This window comes from Pseudoxanthomonas sp. PXM03 (assembly GCF_014852005.1).
Classification (GTDB): Bacteria; Pseudomonadota; Gammaproteobacteria; order Xanthomonadales; family Xanthomonadaceae; genus Pseudoxanthomonas_A.
Window position 1 is genome coordinate 325,629 of sequence record NZ_JACVAU010000003.1, and the last position, 15,165, is coordinate 340,793.

Annotated in this window: 13 protein-coding genes; 5 read left to right on the plus strand and 8 right to left on the minus strand. The window is 67.6% G+C overall.

Going from position 1 to position 15,165, the window contains the following annotated elements; all coding sequences use genetic code 11:
* Window positions 1-7: 7 nt before the first annotated feature.
* From IB223_RS15755 to lexA, 4 genes are read right to left on the minus strand one after another with little or no spacing between them, the layout of a single operon-like run.
* Window positions 8-3,253 (minus strand): error-prone DNA polymerase, encoded by a 3,246-nt coding sequence (locus IB223_RS15755; RefSeq protein ID WP_343227211.1) that lies wholly within the window; start codon window positions 3,251-3,253, stop codon window positions 8-10.
* Window positions 3,250-4,668, minus strand: coding sequence for a DNA polymerase Y family protein (locus IB223_RS15760; RefSeq protein ID WP_192202702.1), 1,419 nt, complete (start codon window positions 4,666-4,668; stop codon window positions 3,250-3,252). The genes IB223_RS15755 and IB223_RS15760 overlap by 4 nt, the downstream gene beginning before the upstream one ends.
* A 9-nt stretch (window positions 4,669-4,677) precedes the next feature.
* Window positions 4,678-5,304, minus strand: a complete 627-nt coding sequence (gene imuA / locus IB223_RS15765; protein WP_192202703.1) for a translesion DNA synthesis-associated protein ImuA — start codon at window positions 5,302-5,304, stop codon at window positions 4,678-4,680.
* Between the two features lies 1 nt (window position 5,305).
* Window positions 5,306-5,911 (minus strand): transcriptional repressor LexA, encoded by a 606-nt coding sequence (gene lexA / locus IB223_RS15770; RefSeq protein ID WP_192202704.1) that lies wholly within the window; start codon window positions 5,909-5,911, stop codon window positions 5,306-5,308.
* Between the two features lie 112 nt (window positions 5,912-6,023).
* On the opposite strand from lexA, the gene IB223_RS15775 reads away from it, so the two are divergent.
* Together IB223_RS15775 and IB223_RS15780 are read left to right on the plus strand one after the other, a co-directional pair.
* On the plus strand, window positions 6,024-6,245 hold the full coding sequence (locus IB223_RS15775) for an AbrB/MazE/SpoVT family DNA-binding domain-containing protein (RefSeq protein WP_192202705.1): 222 nt from the start codon (window positions 6,024-6,026) through the stop codon (window positions 6,243-6,245).
* A gap of 10 nt (window positions 6,246-6,255) precedes the next feature.
* On the plus strand, window positions 6,256-6,684 hold the full coding sequence (locus IB223_RS15780; protein ID WP_192202706.1) for a Fic family protein: 429 nt from the start codon (window positions 6,256-6,258) through the stop codon (window positions 6,682-6,684).
* Between the two features lie 219 nt (window positions 6,685-6,903).
* On the opposite strand, the gene IB223_RS15785 is transcribed toward IB223_RS15780, so the two are convergent.
* The 3 genes from IB223_RS15785 to IB223_RS15795 form a co-directional block, all read right to left on the minus strand.
* Window positions 6,904-8,025, minus strand: coding sequence for an HDOD domain-containing protein (locus IB223_RS15785; RefSeq protein WP_225591127.1), 1,122 nt, complete (start codon window positions 8,023-8,025; stop codon window positions 6,904-6,906).
* A gap of 613 nt (window positions 8,026-8,638) precedes the next feature.
* Complete coding sequence (locus tag IB223_RS15790) at window positions 8,639-9,508, minus strand: ribonuclease H-like domain-containing protein (protein ID WP_192202707.1); 870 nt, start codon at window positions 9,506-9,508, stop codon at window positions 8,639-8,641.
* Window positions 9,505-11,925 carry a DEAD/DEAH box helicase gene (locus tag IB223_RS15795; RefSeq protein WP_192202708.1) on the minus strand — a complete coding sequence of 807 codons (2,421 nt, stop codon included), beginning with the start codon at window positions 11,923-11,925 and terminating at the stop codon, window positions 9,505-9,507. The genes IB223_RS15790 and IB223_RS15795 overlap by 4 nt, the downstream gene beginning before the upstream one ends.
* Before the next feature lie 175 nt (window positions 11,926-12,100).
* Between IB223_RS15795 and IB223_RS15800 the strand changes: the two genes are divergently transcribed.
* The 3 genes from IB223_RS15800 (at window position 12,101) to IB223_RS15810 (ending at window position 13,621) form a co-directional block, all read left to right on the plus strand.
* Window positions 12,101-12,454 (plus strand): hypothetical protein, encoded by a 354-nt coding sequence (locus IB223_RS15800; RefSeq protein WP_192202709.1) that lies wholly within the window; start codon window positions 12,101-12,103, stop codon window positions 12,452-12,454.
* A gap of 322 nt (window positions 12,455-12,776) precedes the next feature.
* On the plus strand, window positions 12,777-13,178 hold the full coding sequence (locus IB223_RS15805) for a hypothetical protein (protein ID WP_192202710.1): 402 nt from the start codon (window positions 12,777-12,779) through the stop codon (window positions 13,176-13,178).
* A gap of 116 nt (window positions 13,179-13,294) precedes the next feature.
* Complete coding sequence (locus IB223_RS15810) at window positions 13,295-13,621, plus strand: hypothetical protein (RefSeq protein WP_192202711.1); 327 nt, start codon at window positions 13,295-13,297, stop codon at window positions 13,619-13,621.
* 34 nt (window positions 13,622-13,655) lie between these two features.
* Here IB223_RS15810 and IB223_RS15815 read toward each other — a convergent pair whose 3' ends face one another.
* On the minus strand, window positions 13,656-15,164 hold the full coding sequence (locus IB223_RS15815; protein WP_192202712.1) for an ATP-binding protein: 1,509 nt from the start codon (window positions 15,162-15,164) through the stop codon (window positions 13,656-13,658).
* Window position 15,165 lies beyond the last annotated feature (1 nt).

Sequence of the window (15,165 nt, forward strand, 5' to 3'; positions counted from 1 at the left end):
GGCGGCCTCAGTGGAAATCGCGCGAAGAGGTCTGCAGTTCGCCCAGCAGATGGCTGAAGTCGTGCAGGTCGTGGGCGATCAGATGGCGCACGCCATCGACATGCTCCCAGCGACCACGCACACCCAGCAGGCGCGCACCCAGCAGGGCCTTGCGCCGGCGTTCGGCGATGCGTGCCCAGACCACGACATTGACCACGCCATGCTCGTCTTCCAGGGTGACGAAGATGACGCCGCTGGCCGTACCGGGCCGCTGGCGCTGGGTGACGATGCCGGCCACATGCACACCACGCCCGTGCGGCAGGTCCTGCAGCTGGCGCGAATCGACCACGCGCTGCTGGCGCAGGCGCTCTCGCAGCAACGCCAGCGGATGCACGCCCAGCGTCAGTCCGGTGACGCGGTAATCCGACAGCACGTCTTCGACCTGGCTCGGCGCGGGGAGCACGATGTCGTCCTCGTCAGGACTTCCCGGCAACAGCGGGCGCTGGCGCTCGATGCCGGCCGCCGCCCAACGTGCAGCATGGCGATGGCCTGCAAGCGACTGCAGTGCGCCCGCTTCTGCCAGCGCACTGCGTGCCTTCTCGTCGAGACTGGCGCGCAGGCACAGGTCGCGTACGTCGGTAAAAGGTCGCTGTGCGCGAGCGGACATGATCGCCTTGCCCACCGTTTCCGATAACCCGCTGACCTGGCGAAAACCGAGACGCACCGCGGCTTGCCCTCCTCGAACGGCATCGCTTCGCATCCGGCCGCCTTCCAACGTGTTGTCCCAGTCACTGCAGGCCACATCCACGGCACGGACTTCAATACGCGGCCGCCCCGCCGAATGACCCCGCCGCGCGTCCTGCACGATCTGGCTCGCCGAGTAGAAACCCATCGGCTGCGCGTTGAGCAACGCACACACGAACGCCGCCGGCTCATGCCGCTTCAGCCAGCAGCTGATGTAGACCAGCTTGGCGAACGAAGCGGCATGGCTCTGCGGGAAACCGTAGGAACCGAAACCCTTGATCTGCTCGAAGATCTGGTCGATGAATTCGGAGGAGTAGTCCTTGTCCTCCATCAACCGACGGATCTTGTCGCGGTGCGGCGTCATGTCGCCGCCTCTGCCCCACGCCGCCATCGAACGGCGCAGGCCATCGGCTTCCGAAGGCGTATAGCCGGCATGGATCACCAGTTCCATCACCTGCTCCTGGAACAGCGGGATGCCCAACGTGTTGCCGAGGATGGCCTCGATGCCCTCGGACGGATACGTCACCGCTTCTTTCTTCTGCCGGCGCCGCAGGTATGGATGCACCATGCCGCCCTGGATGGGGCCGGGACGGACGATGGCCACTTCGATCACCAGGTCATAGAAATTCTTCGGTTTCAGCCGCGGCAGCATGCTCATCTGCGCGCGCGATTCGATCTGGAACACGCCGATGGTGTCGGCGGCCTGGATCATCGCGTAGGTCCGCTTGTCTCCCGGCGGCAGTCCGGCCAGGTCGATCGTGTAGCCGTGGTGCTTCGCCACCAGGTCCACGGCCTTTTTGATGCAGGTAAGCATGCCCAGTGCCAGGCAGTCGACCTTCAGCAGCTTCATCGTCTCCAGGTCGTCCTTGTCCCACTGGATGATGGTGCGGTCGTCCATCGCGGCGTTTTCGACCGGCACGACTTCGGACAGCGGCCCGTCGTTGATGACGAAGCCGCCGACATGCTGCGACAAATGGCGTGGATGTCCGCGCAGCTGGGTGGTCACCGCCAGCACGCGATGGATCAGCGGGTTCTCCGGATCGAAGCCGGCTTCGCGCAGGCGCTGTTCCATCGGCGTCTCGCCATTGCCCCAGCCGAAGCACTCGGCCAGCAATGCGATCTGGTCCGGCGGCAGGCCGAAGGCCTTGGCCACGTCGCGCACGGCGCTCTTGCCGCGATAGCGGATGACGGTGGCGGCCAACGCCGCACGGCGGCGGCCGTATTTGCCGTAGACGTACTGCAGCACTTCCTCGCGTCGCGCGTGCTCGAAGTCGACGTCGATGTCCGGCGGCTCGCCGCGCTCCTCGGACAGGAAGCGCGCCATCAGCAGCCGGCTTTCTGCGGGATCAACCACGGTGATACCCAGCGCGAAGCAGACGGCCGAGTTGGCCGAGGAGCCGCGCCCCTGGCACAGGATGTCCCGCGACTTGGCGAAGCGGACGATGTCTTCGACCGTCAGGAAGAATGCTTCGTACTTGAGCTTGGCGATGAGGGCGAGTTCCTCGTCGATCTGCACAACGATGGCCGGCGGGACGCCATCCTTCCAACGCTCCCGCATGCCCTGCTCGGTCAGCGCGCGCAGCCAGCTGGCCGGCGTATGACCGGCCGGCACCAGTTCGGCCGGATAGCGGTACTTCACCTCCTCCATCGAGAACGTGCAGCGCTGCGCCAGGGCCACGGCGTTTTCCAGCAACGCCGCGGGATAGATGTTGCCCAGCGCCCGCCGCGTGCGCAGGTGGCGCTCGCCGTTGCGGAACAGATGTTCTCCGCACTCCGCCAGCGGCAAGGTATGGCGGATCGCCGTCATCGTGTCCTGCAGCACCCGCTGTCGACGCACATCCATGTGCACATCGCCGCTGGCGATGGTCGTCATCGACATCCGTACGGCCAGATCCAGCAACTGCTGGAGGCGCGCCGCGTCGTCCTGCTCACGGTGCAGTTCCACCGCCAGGTGCACACGCGCACCCAGCACCTGCTGCAGCCAGCGCCCTTGCGCATCGTCCGGTGTGCGGCATGGCAGCCACAGCGCGAACAGACCGCCGGCCTCCGGTTCTTCGTTCCCCAATACCCGTTCCACATCCTGACGCGTGAGCCGGTACGTGCCCTTGGGTGCGGCACGGCGTGCGGTGGTGATCAGTTCGCACAGGCGCGTGTATCCGTGCAGGGTTTCCACCAGCAACGCGCACTTCAGCCCACACGCCAGGGTGAATTCGCTGCCGACGATCAACTTCAGCCCGGTGGCGCGCGACGCCTCCAGCCCACGCACGATGCCGGCCAGCGAGCATTCGTCGGTGATCGCCAGGGCCTCGTAGCCGCAGTGCTTCGCGCGGACGAACAGGTCTTCCGCGCTGGAAGCGCCACGCAGGAACGAGAAATCCGACAGGCAGTGCAGTTCGGCGTAGGCCGGCAGACTGTCGTCGGCCAGCGCGTCGTCATTGGCGGCCGCGTGCACCCGCAGCCGATGCGCGGTCTCCCAGGCGCGCGGCACGTGGGCACCCGGGTAGTCGCCGCGCTCCTCGTCGCGGCTCACGCGAACCACCCATGCAGCATCCAGCCGCCCTGCTCGCCGGGCGGCGCGAAGGCCCAGGCGCGCTGGCCCTGCGAGGTCTCGAGCACGTAGTAATCGCGGCGCGCGTCCTCGCCATCCCACCAGCCGCTTTCCAGCCGCTCCGGGCCGGAGACGATGCGCGGATGTGGGTCGCGCAGCGGCACCGGCTGCGGCAGCAGCCACGTCGGCCGTGGCGGACGTATCGGCGCCTGTTCGATGCGGCCGCCATCGCCCTGCATGCGTCGCCACGCGCGTTCCGGGCGCGGATCGCCCGCAGGCGCCACGCGGTGCACCGCCTCATCGCCCAGGCGCGCGCGCAGGCGTTCACGCAGCTGCGGCCACGGCAACTGCTGCTGCGGTCGTGTATCGAACAGATCGCGCGCCGCCGGCACGAACGGTGGCAGCTCGCGTGCCAGCAGGCGCACGCCGACCACCGGCTGCGCGATCTGCACGCGCTCCAGCCGATTGCGGGTCAGCTCGAACAGCATCGCCGGTTCGCGTTCGGCGGCCAGCAGGCCTACGTCGACATCGGTATGGCCTTCCTCATGTTCCAGCCGCAGCACGAAGCGCTGCACGCCACCATCGCGGATGGACAGATAGGTGCACAGGTCCCCGATCAGCCGGCGCAGCGGGAACAGCAACGCCATGTGGCTCTCGACTTCGTAACCCAGTTCGATGCGCGCATCGAAGTGATCCGGCGGCGCGTAGTAGGCCAGCGGATCGTCGGCCTGGCCGTACAGGCGGTCCAGGTGTTCCAGCACCGGCAGGCCGAAGCGGCGTCGCAGGCTGTCGCGCGGCAACCCACGCAGCGTGCGCAGGTCGCGGATGCCCATGCGGTGCAGGCGCTCGCCGGCGTCGTCCGGCAGGCGCGCGCGCCGCACCGGCACGCGGTCCAGCATCTCGGCCATCGCCGCTGGCTGCATCACCGCCAGGCCATCACGCAGGCCGGCGAGCACATGCGCCGCGCGCGGCGTGGGCGCCAGCGCGAGGCGATGCTGGAAACCCAGCAGCCCCAGTTCCTCGCGCAGCCGCGCCTCGATGCGCGGCCACGGTCCCAGCAAGCGAAAGCTGGCGCGCACCTCCAGCACCAGGCACCCCGGCCACTGCGCACTGACCAGCGAACTGTGGCGATACGCCCAGGCGGCGAGGAAACGCTGCCAGCGCGCTTCGGCCGGCGGGTCGTGTTCGACCATCGCGAAGTCCGGCAGCAGCGCGTGCGCGGCGGTCAGGCGCATGCCGGCTCGCAGGCCCGCCTGCGCGGCCGACGCATTCACGGCATGCAGGGTGCGCAGTTGCGCGGCGCCACCGATCAGCGCCAGCGGCGCGTCGGGATCAGGCAAACGCCGGAGGACGGCGTCCAGCGCCAGCTGCGGCAGCAGTACACAGGCCCAGAGCATGCGCAGGCCTCAATGCGCGAGCAGCGCGAAGGGCTGCGCGGGCGCCGGGCCGCCGCGGCATTTGCGCACCTGCCAGTGCGTGCCGCCCTGCGCGTCGCGGGTGGCCTCCACGCGCAACGCGGCCGCCGACGGATTGGCGGCATGGCGGCGGTCGCGCAGCGCGAAGCCCAGGCACTCGCCGCTGTCCGCGGCCACCTGCAGGCGGCGCAACGCAGGCCCATCCGCCTGCACCGGCCACCCCAGCACGGCAGCGCAGGCGCCGCTGCGCAGGCATTGTTCGAACGCCCACAGCGCATCGCGCGGCGCTGCTTCCACGATTTCCAGCAGCGCCAGGTCCACGCCGGCCGCCTGCCACGCGGGGGCATACGGAATGTAGGGCGGTGCGATCACCGCCACCGGATTCCCCGCCTGCGTGAGCCGCGCCAGCGTGGGCAGCAGCAGCGCCAGTTCGCCCACGCCATCGGCGGGCAGGAGCAGTTCGGTCAGCGCACGGCGTGGCCAGCCACCCTGCGGCAGCAAGGCGTCGAGCGCAGCATGGCCGGTGGGCTCGCCATCGGCGGCGATGGCTGCGCTGCGGCCCGCGTGCCACAGCGTGCGCGCGGCCAGCAGCGTGTCGAGGGCGACAACCGCACCCATGTCAGCCGCGCCTTACCAGGCCGCAGTACACGCCTTCGATGGCAAAGTCCTGCCCGGGCTGCACGTCGATGGGCGCATGCGCGGGATTGCGCGGCAGCAGGCGGATGCGGCGGCGTTCGCGCTGCAGGCGCTTGATGGTCAGTTCGCCGTCGATGCGCGCCACCACGGTCTGCCCGTCGCGCGCGTCGGGAGTGCGGTGCACGCCGACAAGATCACCATCGACGATGCCGTCGTCGATCATCGAGTCGCCCTGCACCTTCAGCAGGTAGTCCGGCTGCGGCGAGAACAGCCGACGGTCCAGCCACAACTGCTCATCCAGGCCGATATCGGCTCCGATCGGTTGGCCAGCGGCCACCCGACCCAGCACCGGTAGCGGCAACAGATCGGCCGTCCCACCCGGCAGGCGCAGGCCGCGTTTCTGTCCCGGGGCCTGCTCCAGCAGACCATCGGCCACCAGGGCCTGCACGTGCTTCTGCGCGGCATTGCGCGAGGCGAAGCCGAAGGCGTCGGCGATGTCCGCCAGGCTGGGCGCGCGCCCGGCCGCCAACTCACGACGCAGGAAAGCCAACACGGCGGCACGTTGGGGAGGCAGGTCGACGGCATTCATAGGTGTACATTTGTACACCCAAAGGTCTCGCATGGCGAGAAAAGAGATGCGGCTTGCCTCCAAGCCTCATACGCCTCAATATAACTTCAGTTATAACGTCAAAGAGGCAGCCATGAAGCTCAAGATCACCACGGTCGGCAACTCTGCCGGTGTCATCCTGCCCAAGGAGCTCCTGTCGCGCCTCCGCTTGGACAAAGGCGATGAACTCCACGCGCTCGAGACGCCCGACGGCATCCGCCTGACCGTCTACGACCCCACCTTGGCCGAGCAGATGGACGTGGCCGAGCAGGTGATGCGTCGCCGCCGCACCCTGCTCAACAAGCTGGCCCAGTGACGCAGCGCTCATGATCGTCTGGATCAGCCGGGCCTTGGCCCTGGCCATCCATGACCGCCAGTTGGCCGAGCATGGCGGCGCCACCGGCATACGCGACGAGGGATTGCTGGAATCGGCGCTCGCACGCCCCAGGCAGTTGCACACCTACGGACAGCCTGTGCCGGACCTGGCCGATCTGGCGGCCGCCACTGCCTTCGGCCTGGCGCGCAACCCTCCCTTCCTGGACGGCAACAAACGCATGGCGGCCGTGGCCTGCGAAGTCTTCATCGTGCTCAATGGCGCCACCCTGTCGGCCGAAGACCACGAGCTGTATCCGCAGTACCTCGGCTTGTCCGAAGGCAGCCTCGGCGAGGACGAATTCGCCGCGTGGCTGCGTCCGCGGATCATCGCCAGGTCTCCAGGCAAAGTGCAGGAGCCCTCTCCCGCCTACAGCCCCTGACAGCGACGCACACTCGCCGTCGTCCCAGCGAAAGCTGGGACCCATCTTGCCGTTGCCTTCCCTGACATGCGGGAAGGACGGACATCAGGGGTAATGGATTCCAGCTTGCGCTGAAATGACGGCCAAGACCTCCCAAACGGCCGCGTTCCACGTGACGGACGCATGGAGTCGCAGGCGGTCATGTCGTGCGCAGGAGCGCACGTGGCATCGGATGAAACGTCAGGCGGCCTGTTCCTCGGCGCGCTCGACCATGGTCTCGGCCATCTGCCGCCAACTGGGCAGCTGGTCGAGCACGCCCAGCGACTTCAGGTAACCCTCATCCACCGGCTCGTTGCTGGCCAGGGCACCGGCCACATGCACGGCGCCCGGCACCCAGAAGCTGCGCAGGCTGGAGCGCTGCGGCTGACGATGGAAGGCCACCGCTTCCACGATCGGCATCGGCAGGCCCCACAGGCCCAGCAGGTAGGCGCCGGCCTCGGTGTGGCCGGGGCGGTCATCGTCCTCGGCGGCCGGCGTATCGCGCTCGTCGCGCACGCCCGGCAACAACAGGCCGATATCGGCGAGCAAGGCCGCCGTGGCGCCGAGCTCGGAACTGGTGCGCGGCAGGATCTTCGCCGCCAGCCGCGAAGCCAGCAAAGCGCGTTGCTGCAGGACACTGCGATCGACGTTGGAGGCGGTCTTCATCGAGAACACCTCGCTGGCCAGCACCAGGTCACGCAGTGTGCCCAGGCCCAGCCGGGTGACCGCAGCGCGCAGGTCGGTGATGGAACGGCCGTTGGAAAAATAGGCCGAGTTGCACAACTGCAGCACCTTGGCCGCGATGGCGGGATCGCCGGCCACCAGCGTGGCGATGTCATTGGCGGTCCCTTCGTCCTCTTCCAGCGCACGCGTCAGCGCGAAATACAGGTGCGGCGGCGATGGCAGGTGTTCGACGCGGCCGATGGCGCGGCGCAGGCGCGGGCTGTCCAGCAGGTCGCGCAATTCTTCCAGGCTGTGGATCGCCTCAAGCACCGTTTCCGACGACAGCGGCAGCGGCAGGAAGCGGTGTGCCACGCCGATCAGCTTGATCGGCGCCGCCAGGCTCTCCGCAGCGCCTTCCAGCAGCGCGATGCGGATGGTCTCCGGACGCAGCGTGCGGATCTGGCCGAGCAGCGTGGCCGGTGGCAGGTCGGCGAGCGCCGGGCCCGCCATCACCACGTCCACCGGGCCATTGGCGACGGTATACATCGCCGACTTGGCGTCGGCGACGACCTCCACGGTCCATTCGTCCCCCATGTCGCCGATGTAATCGGCCAGGTCGTCAGGCAGGCAGGCGGTGTCGCCAACATACAGAATGCGCAAAGCACTTCCCCTTGGATCGTTCTTGCAAGCTTCAACGCGCACCCCCTGCTTGCGGAGGCGCGGACCAGATGAAATCTAGCAAGGATGTCGGCCGCGGCCGGGAGTTCTTGAATCGCGATGCGGAGAATGCGCAGTCCTTCACATTCCGCTGTCGGTGGATTCCCGACAGCGCTGCGACTCGGAAGCGGAACGTGCCCAGCGCTGCGGCCCGCGATTGTCGAGGTTGAGGTTCCAACGAAGCGCGTGCGCTCGGAATCGAGTCCACGTCGTTGTCGTTGCAGCGCTACAAGAAGCCGAAGTACTCCCAGGGGAAGTACTCCACTTCCACCTGCGCTTCCAGCGCGCCGCCGGTGACGTTGCCACTGTCCTTCCTTGTGTACGCCAGCGCGGCGTACATCGCCCGTGTCCCGACAGCAACCACGCATACTGGCCGCGCAGCATGGAAGGCCATTCGTCCCTGGAAAAGCGATCCCGCAGAAAGCCGATTCTGCGCAGACCAGCAAGCCGGGGACAAAAGGGATGGCGCATGGGGCGACTCCTGCGGCAAAGCGGACAGGCATGGCGTCATCGCCGACACCCCGACCCTGCCAGCATCCGTTCGGCGGGGGGGCGATCACGGAGGATCGCAGGCGAACGCTGGCCCCACGGCCGGTGTCCCGGCATCCGGCTGCGCCAGATGCAGCAGCAGGTGTGCCAGCGTCACCACGTCCTGGAAGTTATGCAGCAGCACGCGCCTGAGCAGGCCCGCGTCGCCACCGCGCAGGTACTGCAGCCAGGCGCCCGGTGCTTCCGAGCCCGGCAGGTCGTCCTCCCGCACGATGCCCAGCGCATTGCGCTCGATGGTGGCCAGCCGGCAGTTCTCCCACACCCCGCGATAACGGCGACGCGTGGGGAACAGCAGGTCGAGATGCTCGATGCCTGCCAGCGGCGCGCCCAGTCGCGCCAGCCGGTAGCGCGTGGCCAGCAGCGGTGAGTCATAGCAGCGGCCGTTGTAGCTGACCAGTCGTGTCTCTTCGCCCAGCCAGCCGGCGAACGCGCGCAGCATCGCCGGCTCGGCGGACAGATGGGTGATCAGCATCTGGCGAATACGCAATCCCCCGGGCACGAAATCCGACGCGCCGATCATGAAGGCTCGCGTGCCTGTACCACCGGACAGGCCGGTGGTTTCAGTGTCGAAGAACAGCATGCCATGCGTCGACAGGGGGCCGGTCCGCGCGAACGTACCGTCGACATGAGGCATCACGCTGTCGAAGGGCAGGATCTGTTCGAGTCGCAGCAACCCGGGCGCGATCTCCTCGCCCGGCAAGGCGCGATCGCATGCACCTACGCCGATGGACGGACGTGTGCGTTCGCGAATGCCCAGCATGCGGCGCAGCCCAGGCAAGGGATCGTGCACCGGCGGCGCCTTGCTGGACTGCGCCCCGGGACTGTCATGCCCGGCCTGCCGTCGCAGCCGCTGCAGTTTCTCCAGGCTGACGCTCATGCGGCATCCAGCATCCGCAGCACGCGTGCCGCCAGCGCGCGCGGCGTGGTTTCGGCGTGCTCGTCGTTCGCCAGTACCGGCCCCACGCAGGCGGGACAGCCGGCCCTGCAGTCGCAAGCCGCCACCAGCTGCGAGGCACGCTGGACCAGCTCGCGCTGTCGCTGCCACAGCGGTTCGCTCAGTCCGATGCCGCCGGGATAGTTGTCATACAGATACACGGTGGGCACGAAACGTTCGCCCGACACCGGCGACAGCACCTGGCTTTCCGTTCCCCGCAACTGTCCGCGGCCCTGCGTGTCGGGCAAGGCGAACCACGCACCGTCGCCATCGCCTACCGCCTTCTGCAGGTCGCGGCCTTCGGCCATCACGGCGACGGTGGCGGCGATGTGCAAGGCGTAGGCGGCACCGAGGAAGCCATCCAGCGCTTCCTGCCGCGATTCGAACGCCGACTCCAGCAGTGCCGGCGGCAACTGCCACCACAGGCTGGTGGTGTGCATCTCCTGGTCCGGCAGGTTCACCGGGCCGTAGCCGATGTTCTCGTGCGTGTAGTAGCGAATCTTCTTGTAGCCGGCCACGCGCCGCACCACGTGCACTTCGCCGTGGTGGCAGGTGCCCTGCCCCGCGATGCTGCCATCGAAACGCTCCAGCACCTTCAGCTTGGTGTAGTCGATCGCATCGGTGTAGTAGTCCACGTGCGTACGGGTGACGTAGGCCTTGCGCCCTTCCCAGTCCAGTCGCTCCACCTGGTACGGCGTGGACTGGATCATGTGGATGGCACCCTCGTACAGCGTCAGCGGCGCGGCGCTGAAATCCACTTCGGCGATGATCACCTGGCGCCCATCGGTGCGGTCGACGACGACGAAGTTGCCGTCCGCCACCGAGCGCAGGCTGACCGCATTGGCCGGGTAGCTGTCGGCGATCCACTCGTAGCGGTCGCCTTCGCGATGCACCACGCTGTCCTCGTCCAGCAGCTGCAGGAACGGCGACGGATCGACCGGCCCGAACGGCTCGCCGGCGAGGAACGGCAGTTCGAACGCGGCGCAGCGCACGTGGTCCAGCAGGATCATCGGCTGGTCCGGGGCGATGCGCGCGTGTTCCGGCGGGCTGTCGGCGAAGAACTCCGGATGCCGTACCACGTACTGGTCCAGCGGCTGCGAACTGGCCACCAGGATGCCCAGCGAGGCCTGTTGTCGCCGCCCTGCCCGCCCGAAGCGTTGCCAGGTCGCCGCGATGGAACCCGGATACCCGTTCAGCACCACCGCATCCAGGCTGCCGATGTCCACGCCCAGTTCCAGCGCGGACGTGGAGATGATGCCGTCCACGCGGCCATCACGCATCGCGCGTTCGGCGTCGCGGCGCTCGGTAGGCAGGTAGCCGCCGCGATACGCCCGGATGCGCGCCGGCTTGCGCGGATCGTGGTCGAACACGTCCTTCAGGTACTTCGTCAGCACCTCCACCATCGTGCGCGATTGCGCGAACACCAGCGTCTTCAGGCCCGCCTTGATCGCCAGCCGCGCGATGCGGTTGCTCTGCGAGCGCGCGGATGCCCGCAGGCCGAGATCGGGATTCACCACAGGCGGATTCCACAACAGCACGTGCTTCTCGCCGGTCGGCGCGCCGGATTCGGTGATCGCATGCACCGGCAGCTCCAGCAACGCCTCCGCGTGCGCCTGCGGATTGCCGATGGTGGCCGAACAGACGATGAACTGCGGCGTGGCGCCGTAGAAAGCGCATACCCGCTTCAAGCGCCGCAGCACGTTGGCCACGTGGCTGCCGAACACACCGCGGTACGTGTGCACTTCGTCGATCACCACGTAGCGCAGGTTCTCGAAGAACTGCGCCCACTTGGTGTGGTGCGGCAGGATGGCCTGGTGCAGCATGTCGGGATTGCTGACCACGATGTCGCCATGCAGGCGGATCGCCTGGCGCGCATCGCCCGGCGTGTCGCCGTCGAAGGTGAACGCTTTCAGACCGAGGTCACCGGCGCGACTGAGTTCCAGCAGTTCCGCCACCTGGTCCTGCGCCAGCGCCTTGGTCGGGAACAGGTACAGCGCCTTGCCCCTGCGCGCCAGCGCCGAGGCCACCACCGGCAGCGTGTAGCACAACGACTTGCCCGATGCGGTCGGCGTCACGACGGCCAGATGTCCACCCGCCTGCACATGCCGCCATGCCTCGGCCTGGTGCGAATACAGACGCCCGATGCCACGCGCGCGCAGTGCTTCGGCCAGTTCCACGGGCAGATCCGGCGGCAGCGGCTCGTAACGCCCTTCACGCCCCGGAATGACGAACTGCCCGGTCACGCGATCACGGTACTTGCCCGCAAGCCGCTCTGCCAGGGCACGGCCATCGGCTGCGGCCACGGGCAGCAGCGCTGCATCGGTGGCGTGCTGGCGGATCAGGGACGTCTGGGTGGGCATGGCGGTCTCTCGGCGGCGTGTGCGCCATCAGAACCGCGCCGCGTCTCAATCCCTGAGACTGACTGCCTGCTGACAGGCGGCCCCTGTCTCAGCTTTGTGATCGGAGTTTGAAGGCATTTCTCACCCGTGGGTAACGTCTCCCGCGATACCACGTCACCGTGAACCGGAGACGCCCATGAACCGCCACCTCTATCGCGAACAGCTCGACACGCTTCGGCAGGCACCCCGTCATGCCAGCGCCATGGCCGACGATGCATTCACCGCATTCACGGCCTACGACTATGGCCGTCGCCGCCGCCTGCATCCGGATGTCGCGTGGGAAGATGCCTGCCGTGCCTACGCGTTCGCGGCGGCCTCGCATGCGGACCATGCCGGGCAGCTCGACCTGGACACGGAACTCGAACTCGAGGACCACTGGGAACGCCTGCGTGGCGATGGCGGTCCGGACTGGCCGGTCGCGCGTACGCTGTTGCGCGAGACGTGGCGCTGGCTCGATGAACACGGCGCGGGTGCGACCCGCATGCATTGAATCATCCACGCGTTGCAGAAGACGACGAACGGTAGGCCGGCCATGGCACGACCCGCCGTCTTCAACAACGCAGGGGCACGATAACGACAAGATCCGGCAGGGTCGTGGACCACGCATCTCCTTCGGGGAATGGGGTGACACGTTGCCACAGGGGCCGCGCGCAGTCAGGGACTGTCGCGACGGGGTCGCGCAGACGGCTGTCATGTACAGGTAAGCCGCGTTTCATCCACAAGGTCCACGCTCGGCCATGGTCTTGCGCCATGGAGGGGACCTCATGTCTTGCCTGCCTGATCCGTCCGCGCCCGCGTGGATAGATGATGCGATGCCCTGTGCCGTCATCGACATCCACTCGGAACTGCGCTTCTGGGAAGAAACCTACGCGCGCCAGAGCTTCCACCGCCCGGGGACCCCGTTCCGCCACTACGTGCCCACGCTGAAATTCGCTTACGACATCTACCTGCTGTCGCACAGGCGATCGCTCGAAGAACTGCTGCCTTCGCTGCCCTCCCGCTACGAGGCGGGCATCGTGCGTGGCGTCCGGCTGGACTGGCCGTTGGCGCATGCGGTCATCGCACGCGTATGGGAGCGGCTCAATGCGCCGCTTGAAGAAGATCCCCCGCTGTTCGCCCCGCCACCGACAACCGTCGTGGACGAGCGCGCCTTGTTGGCAGAGGCGATGAACAAAGCGGGCACCCGTACCATCACGCAGCGAATGCAAAGGTGAACGTAAAAGGCGTTGTGCGGTTAAACGCGGGTTAAAACACTCTTTATTTCACTTAAGCATCACTGCGCGGAACAAAAAATCCTCGTCGCCACCACCACGCCGACCGGGGATCACCAATGGCCAGCCTGCATCATCGCAACGCCCACGCCACCGCTCAGATCGTCGACATCGATGCCGAACTCGCCTACTGGAAAACGCGGCTCAACGAAGACACGTTCCAGGTGGTCGGAGCCACGGTGGGTGACCTGGAGCAGTGCCTGAAAGTCGGCTATGACGCCTACCTGCTGCACCATCGCCAGGACTTCGACGACATCGCGCCCTCGCTACGCGACCGCCTGCAGCGCTACTGCCCGGATACGCCGATCGGCTGGTACCGTGCGCAGCCGATCATGCGCGCGGTATGGCAACGGCTGAAGCCTGCCGTCGCGATGGGCCACGCCTGATCCTCGATGCGCCCTGCCCATGGGCGGGGTACGCCTAGCTGCGCAGACCCAGCGCGTGCTCGATTGCGCTGAACAAGGCCTGGACCTGCACCGGCTTTGTCAGTGTCGCCGCGCAGTCGTGACCGCCGTCCGGCGTGCCCGGCTCACGCAGGCGGATCACCGGACCGTCGAAGCCGGCTTCCTGCAACACTGCCAGCACGTCCGCGGCGGACAGCAGCAGGATGTCGTCGTCGATGATCGCCAGCTGCGGCAGCCCGTCACGCGCAATCTGCTGCAATGCATTCGCACCGTCAGGCGCCATGATCGGATCATAGCCCTGGCTGGCCAGCGCGTTGCCCAGCAGTGAGAGGCGCGTGGCATCGCCATCGACCAACAGGATGCGGCGACCCTCGCCATCCCGGAACGCCGCGTCTTCCGTGCCCGACCAATCGTCGACAGCCGGAGCCGGCAGGTGCAGCTCGAACGCGGTGCCCTGCCCTTGCGCGCTGTTCACCTCGATGCGCCCGCGCACCGATTCGACGATGCGCTTGCACGACATCAGGCCCAGGCCCGTGCCGCTGGCCTTGGTGGTGAAGAACGGCGTGAACAGCTGTTGGCGGGTGGCCTCGTCCATGCCACTGCCTTCATCGGAGACACGCAGCACCACGTAGTCCTGCCCGTCGTCGGCCACCGTCTGCGTCGCCGACAGGGTCAGCTGCCCGCCGCGTTCGGCCATGGCCTGGATGCCGTTCAAGCAGAGGTTGATCAGGCACTGCTGGAACTCGGTGTAGTTGCCTTCGATCAGCAGGTCCTCCGGCGGCAGCTCCACCGTCAGCCGGACCTGCCGCGACAGGCTGCCCTGCAGCAGCAGTTGCACCGCGCTGAACAGCGCCGCCACGCTGATGGTCTCGCTGGCCTTGCGCGAACCGCGCACGAACGACAGCATCGAATCGGCCATCTCATGCCCGCGCTTGCCGCTTTCGGAGATCACCGCGCCCAGGCGCAGGATCTTCGGATCGTCGCTGTAGGTCGACAGCAGGTCGGGCACGATCAGCAGCGGCTGCAGGATGTTGCGAAGGTCGTGGCTCAGGCCCGCCGCCAGCATGGCCAGGCAGTCCAGCCGCTGCGATCGCATCAGTTCGCGCTCGGCATGTTCGCGTTCGCGCTCGCTGCGCGCCTCGCGGATGGCGCGCGCCACCGCCGACGGCAGCCGTGCGGGCGTATGCTTGAGCACGTAGTCGCTGGCGCCTTCCTGCAACGCCTTGACCGCAGCTTCCTCGCCGATGGTGCCGGAGAAGAACACGAACGGCAGCCGCGGATCATGTGCGCGCAGGATTTCCAGAGCCTGGTAACCGGAGAAGCCGGGCAGCTCCATGTCCGAGAGCACCAGGTCGAATGGCGCACCCGCCAGCGCCGCGCGCAGGTCCTCGGCTGCATCCACGCGCACGAATTCGGCATCCAGTCCGGCCTCGTGCAACTGCTCCATCAGCAGTTCGGCATCGAGTTCGGAATCCTCGACCAGCAGGATGCGGACAGGTCCCAGCGGTGTTCCCGATTGCGGCACG

What these genes read in the sequence shown, in the direction of transcription:
- IB223_RS15810 (WP_192202711.1), top strand. Translation starts at nt 13,295, where the DNA reads ATGGCCAGCCTGCATCATCGCAACGCCCACGCCACCGCTCAGATCGTC.
- imuA (WP_192202703.1), bottom strand. Translation starts at nt 5,304, where the DNA reads ATGGGTGCGGTTGTCGCCCTCGACACGCTGCTGGCCGCGCGCACGCTG.
- lexA (WP_192202704.1), bottom strand. Translation starts at nt 5,911, where the DNA reads ATGAATGCCGTCGACCTGCCTCCCCAACGTGCCGCCGTGTTGGCTTTC.
- IB223_RS15775 (WP_192202705.1), top strand. Translation starts at nt 6,024, where the DNA reads ATGAAGCTCAAGATCACCACGGTCGGCAACTCTGCCGGTGTCATCCTG.
- IB223_RS15805 (WP_192202710.1), top strand. Translation starts at nt 12,777, where the DNA reads ATGCCCTGTGCCGTCATCGACATCCACTCGGAACTGCGCTTCTGGGAA.
- IB223_RS15780 (WP_192202706.1), top strand. Translation starts at nt 6,256, where the DNA reads ATGATCGTCTGGATCAGCCGGGCCTTGGCCCTGGCCATCCATGACCGC.
- IB223_RS15800 (WP_192202709.1), top strand. Translation starts at nt 12,101, where the DNA reads ATGAACCGCCACCTCTATCGCGAACAGCTCGACACGCTTCGGCAGGCA.
- IB223_RS15790 (WP_192202707.1), bottom strand. Translation starts at nt 9,508, where the DNA reads ATGAGCGTCAGCCTGGAGAAACTGCAGCGGCTGCGACGGCAGGCCGGG.
- IB223_RS15795 (WP_192202708.1), bottom strand. Translation starts at nt 11,925, where the DNA reads ATGCCCACCCAGACGTCCCTGATCCGCCAGCACGCCACCGATGCAGCG.
- IB223_RS15760 (WP_192202702.1), bottom strand. Translation starts at nt 4,668, where the DNA reads ATGCTCTGGGCCTGTGTACTGCTGCCGCAGCTGGCGCTGGACGCCGTC.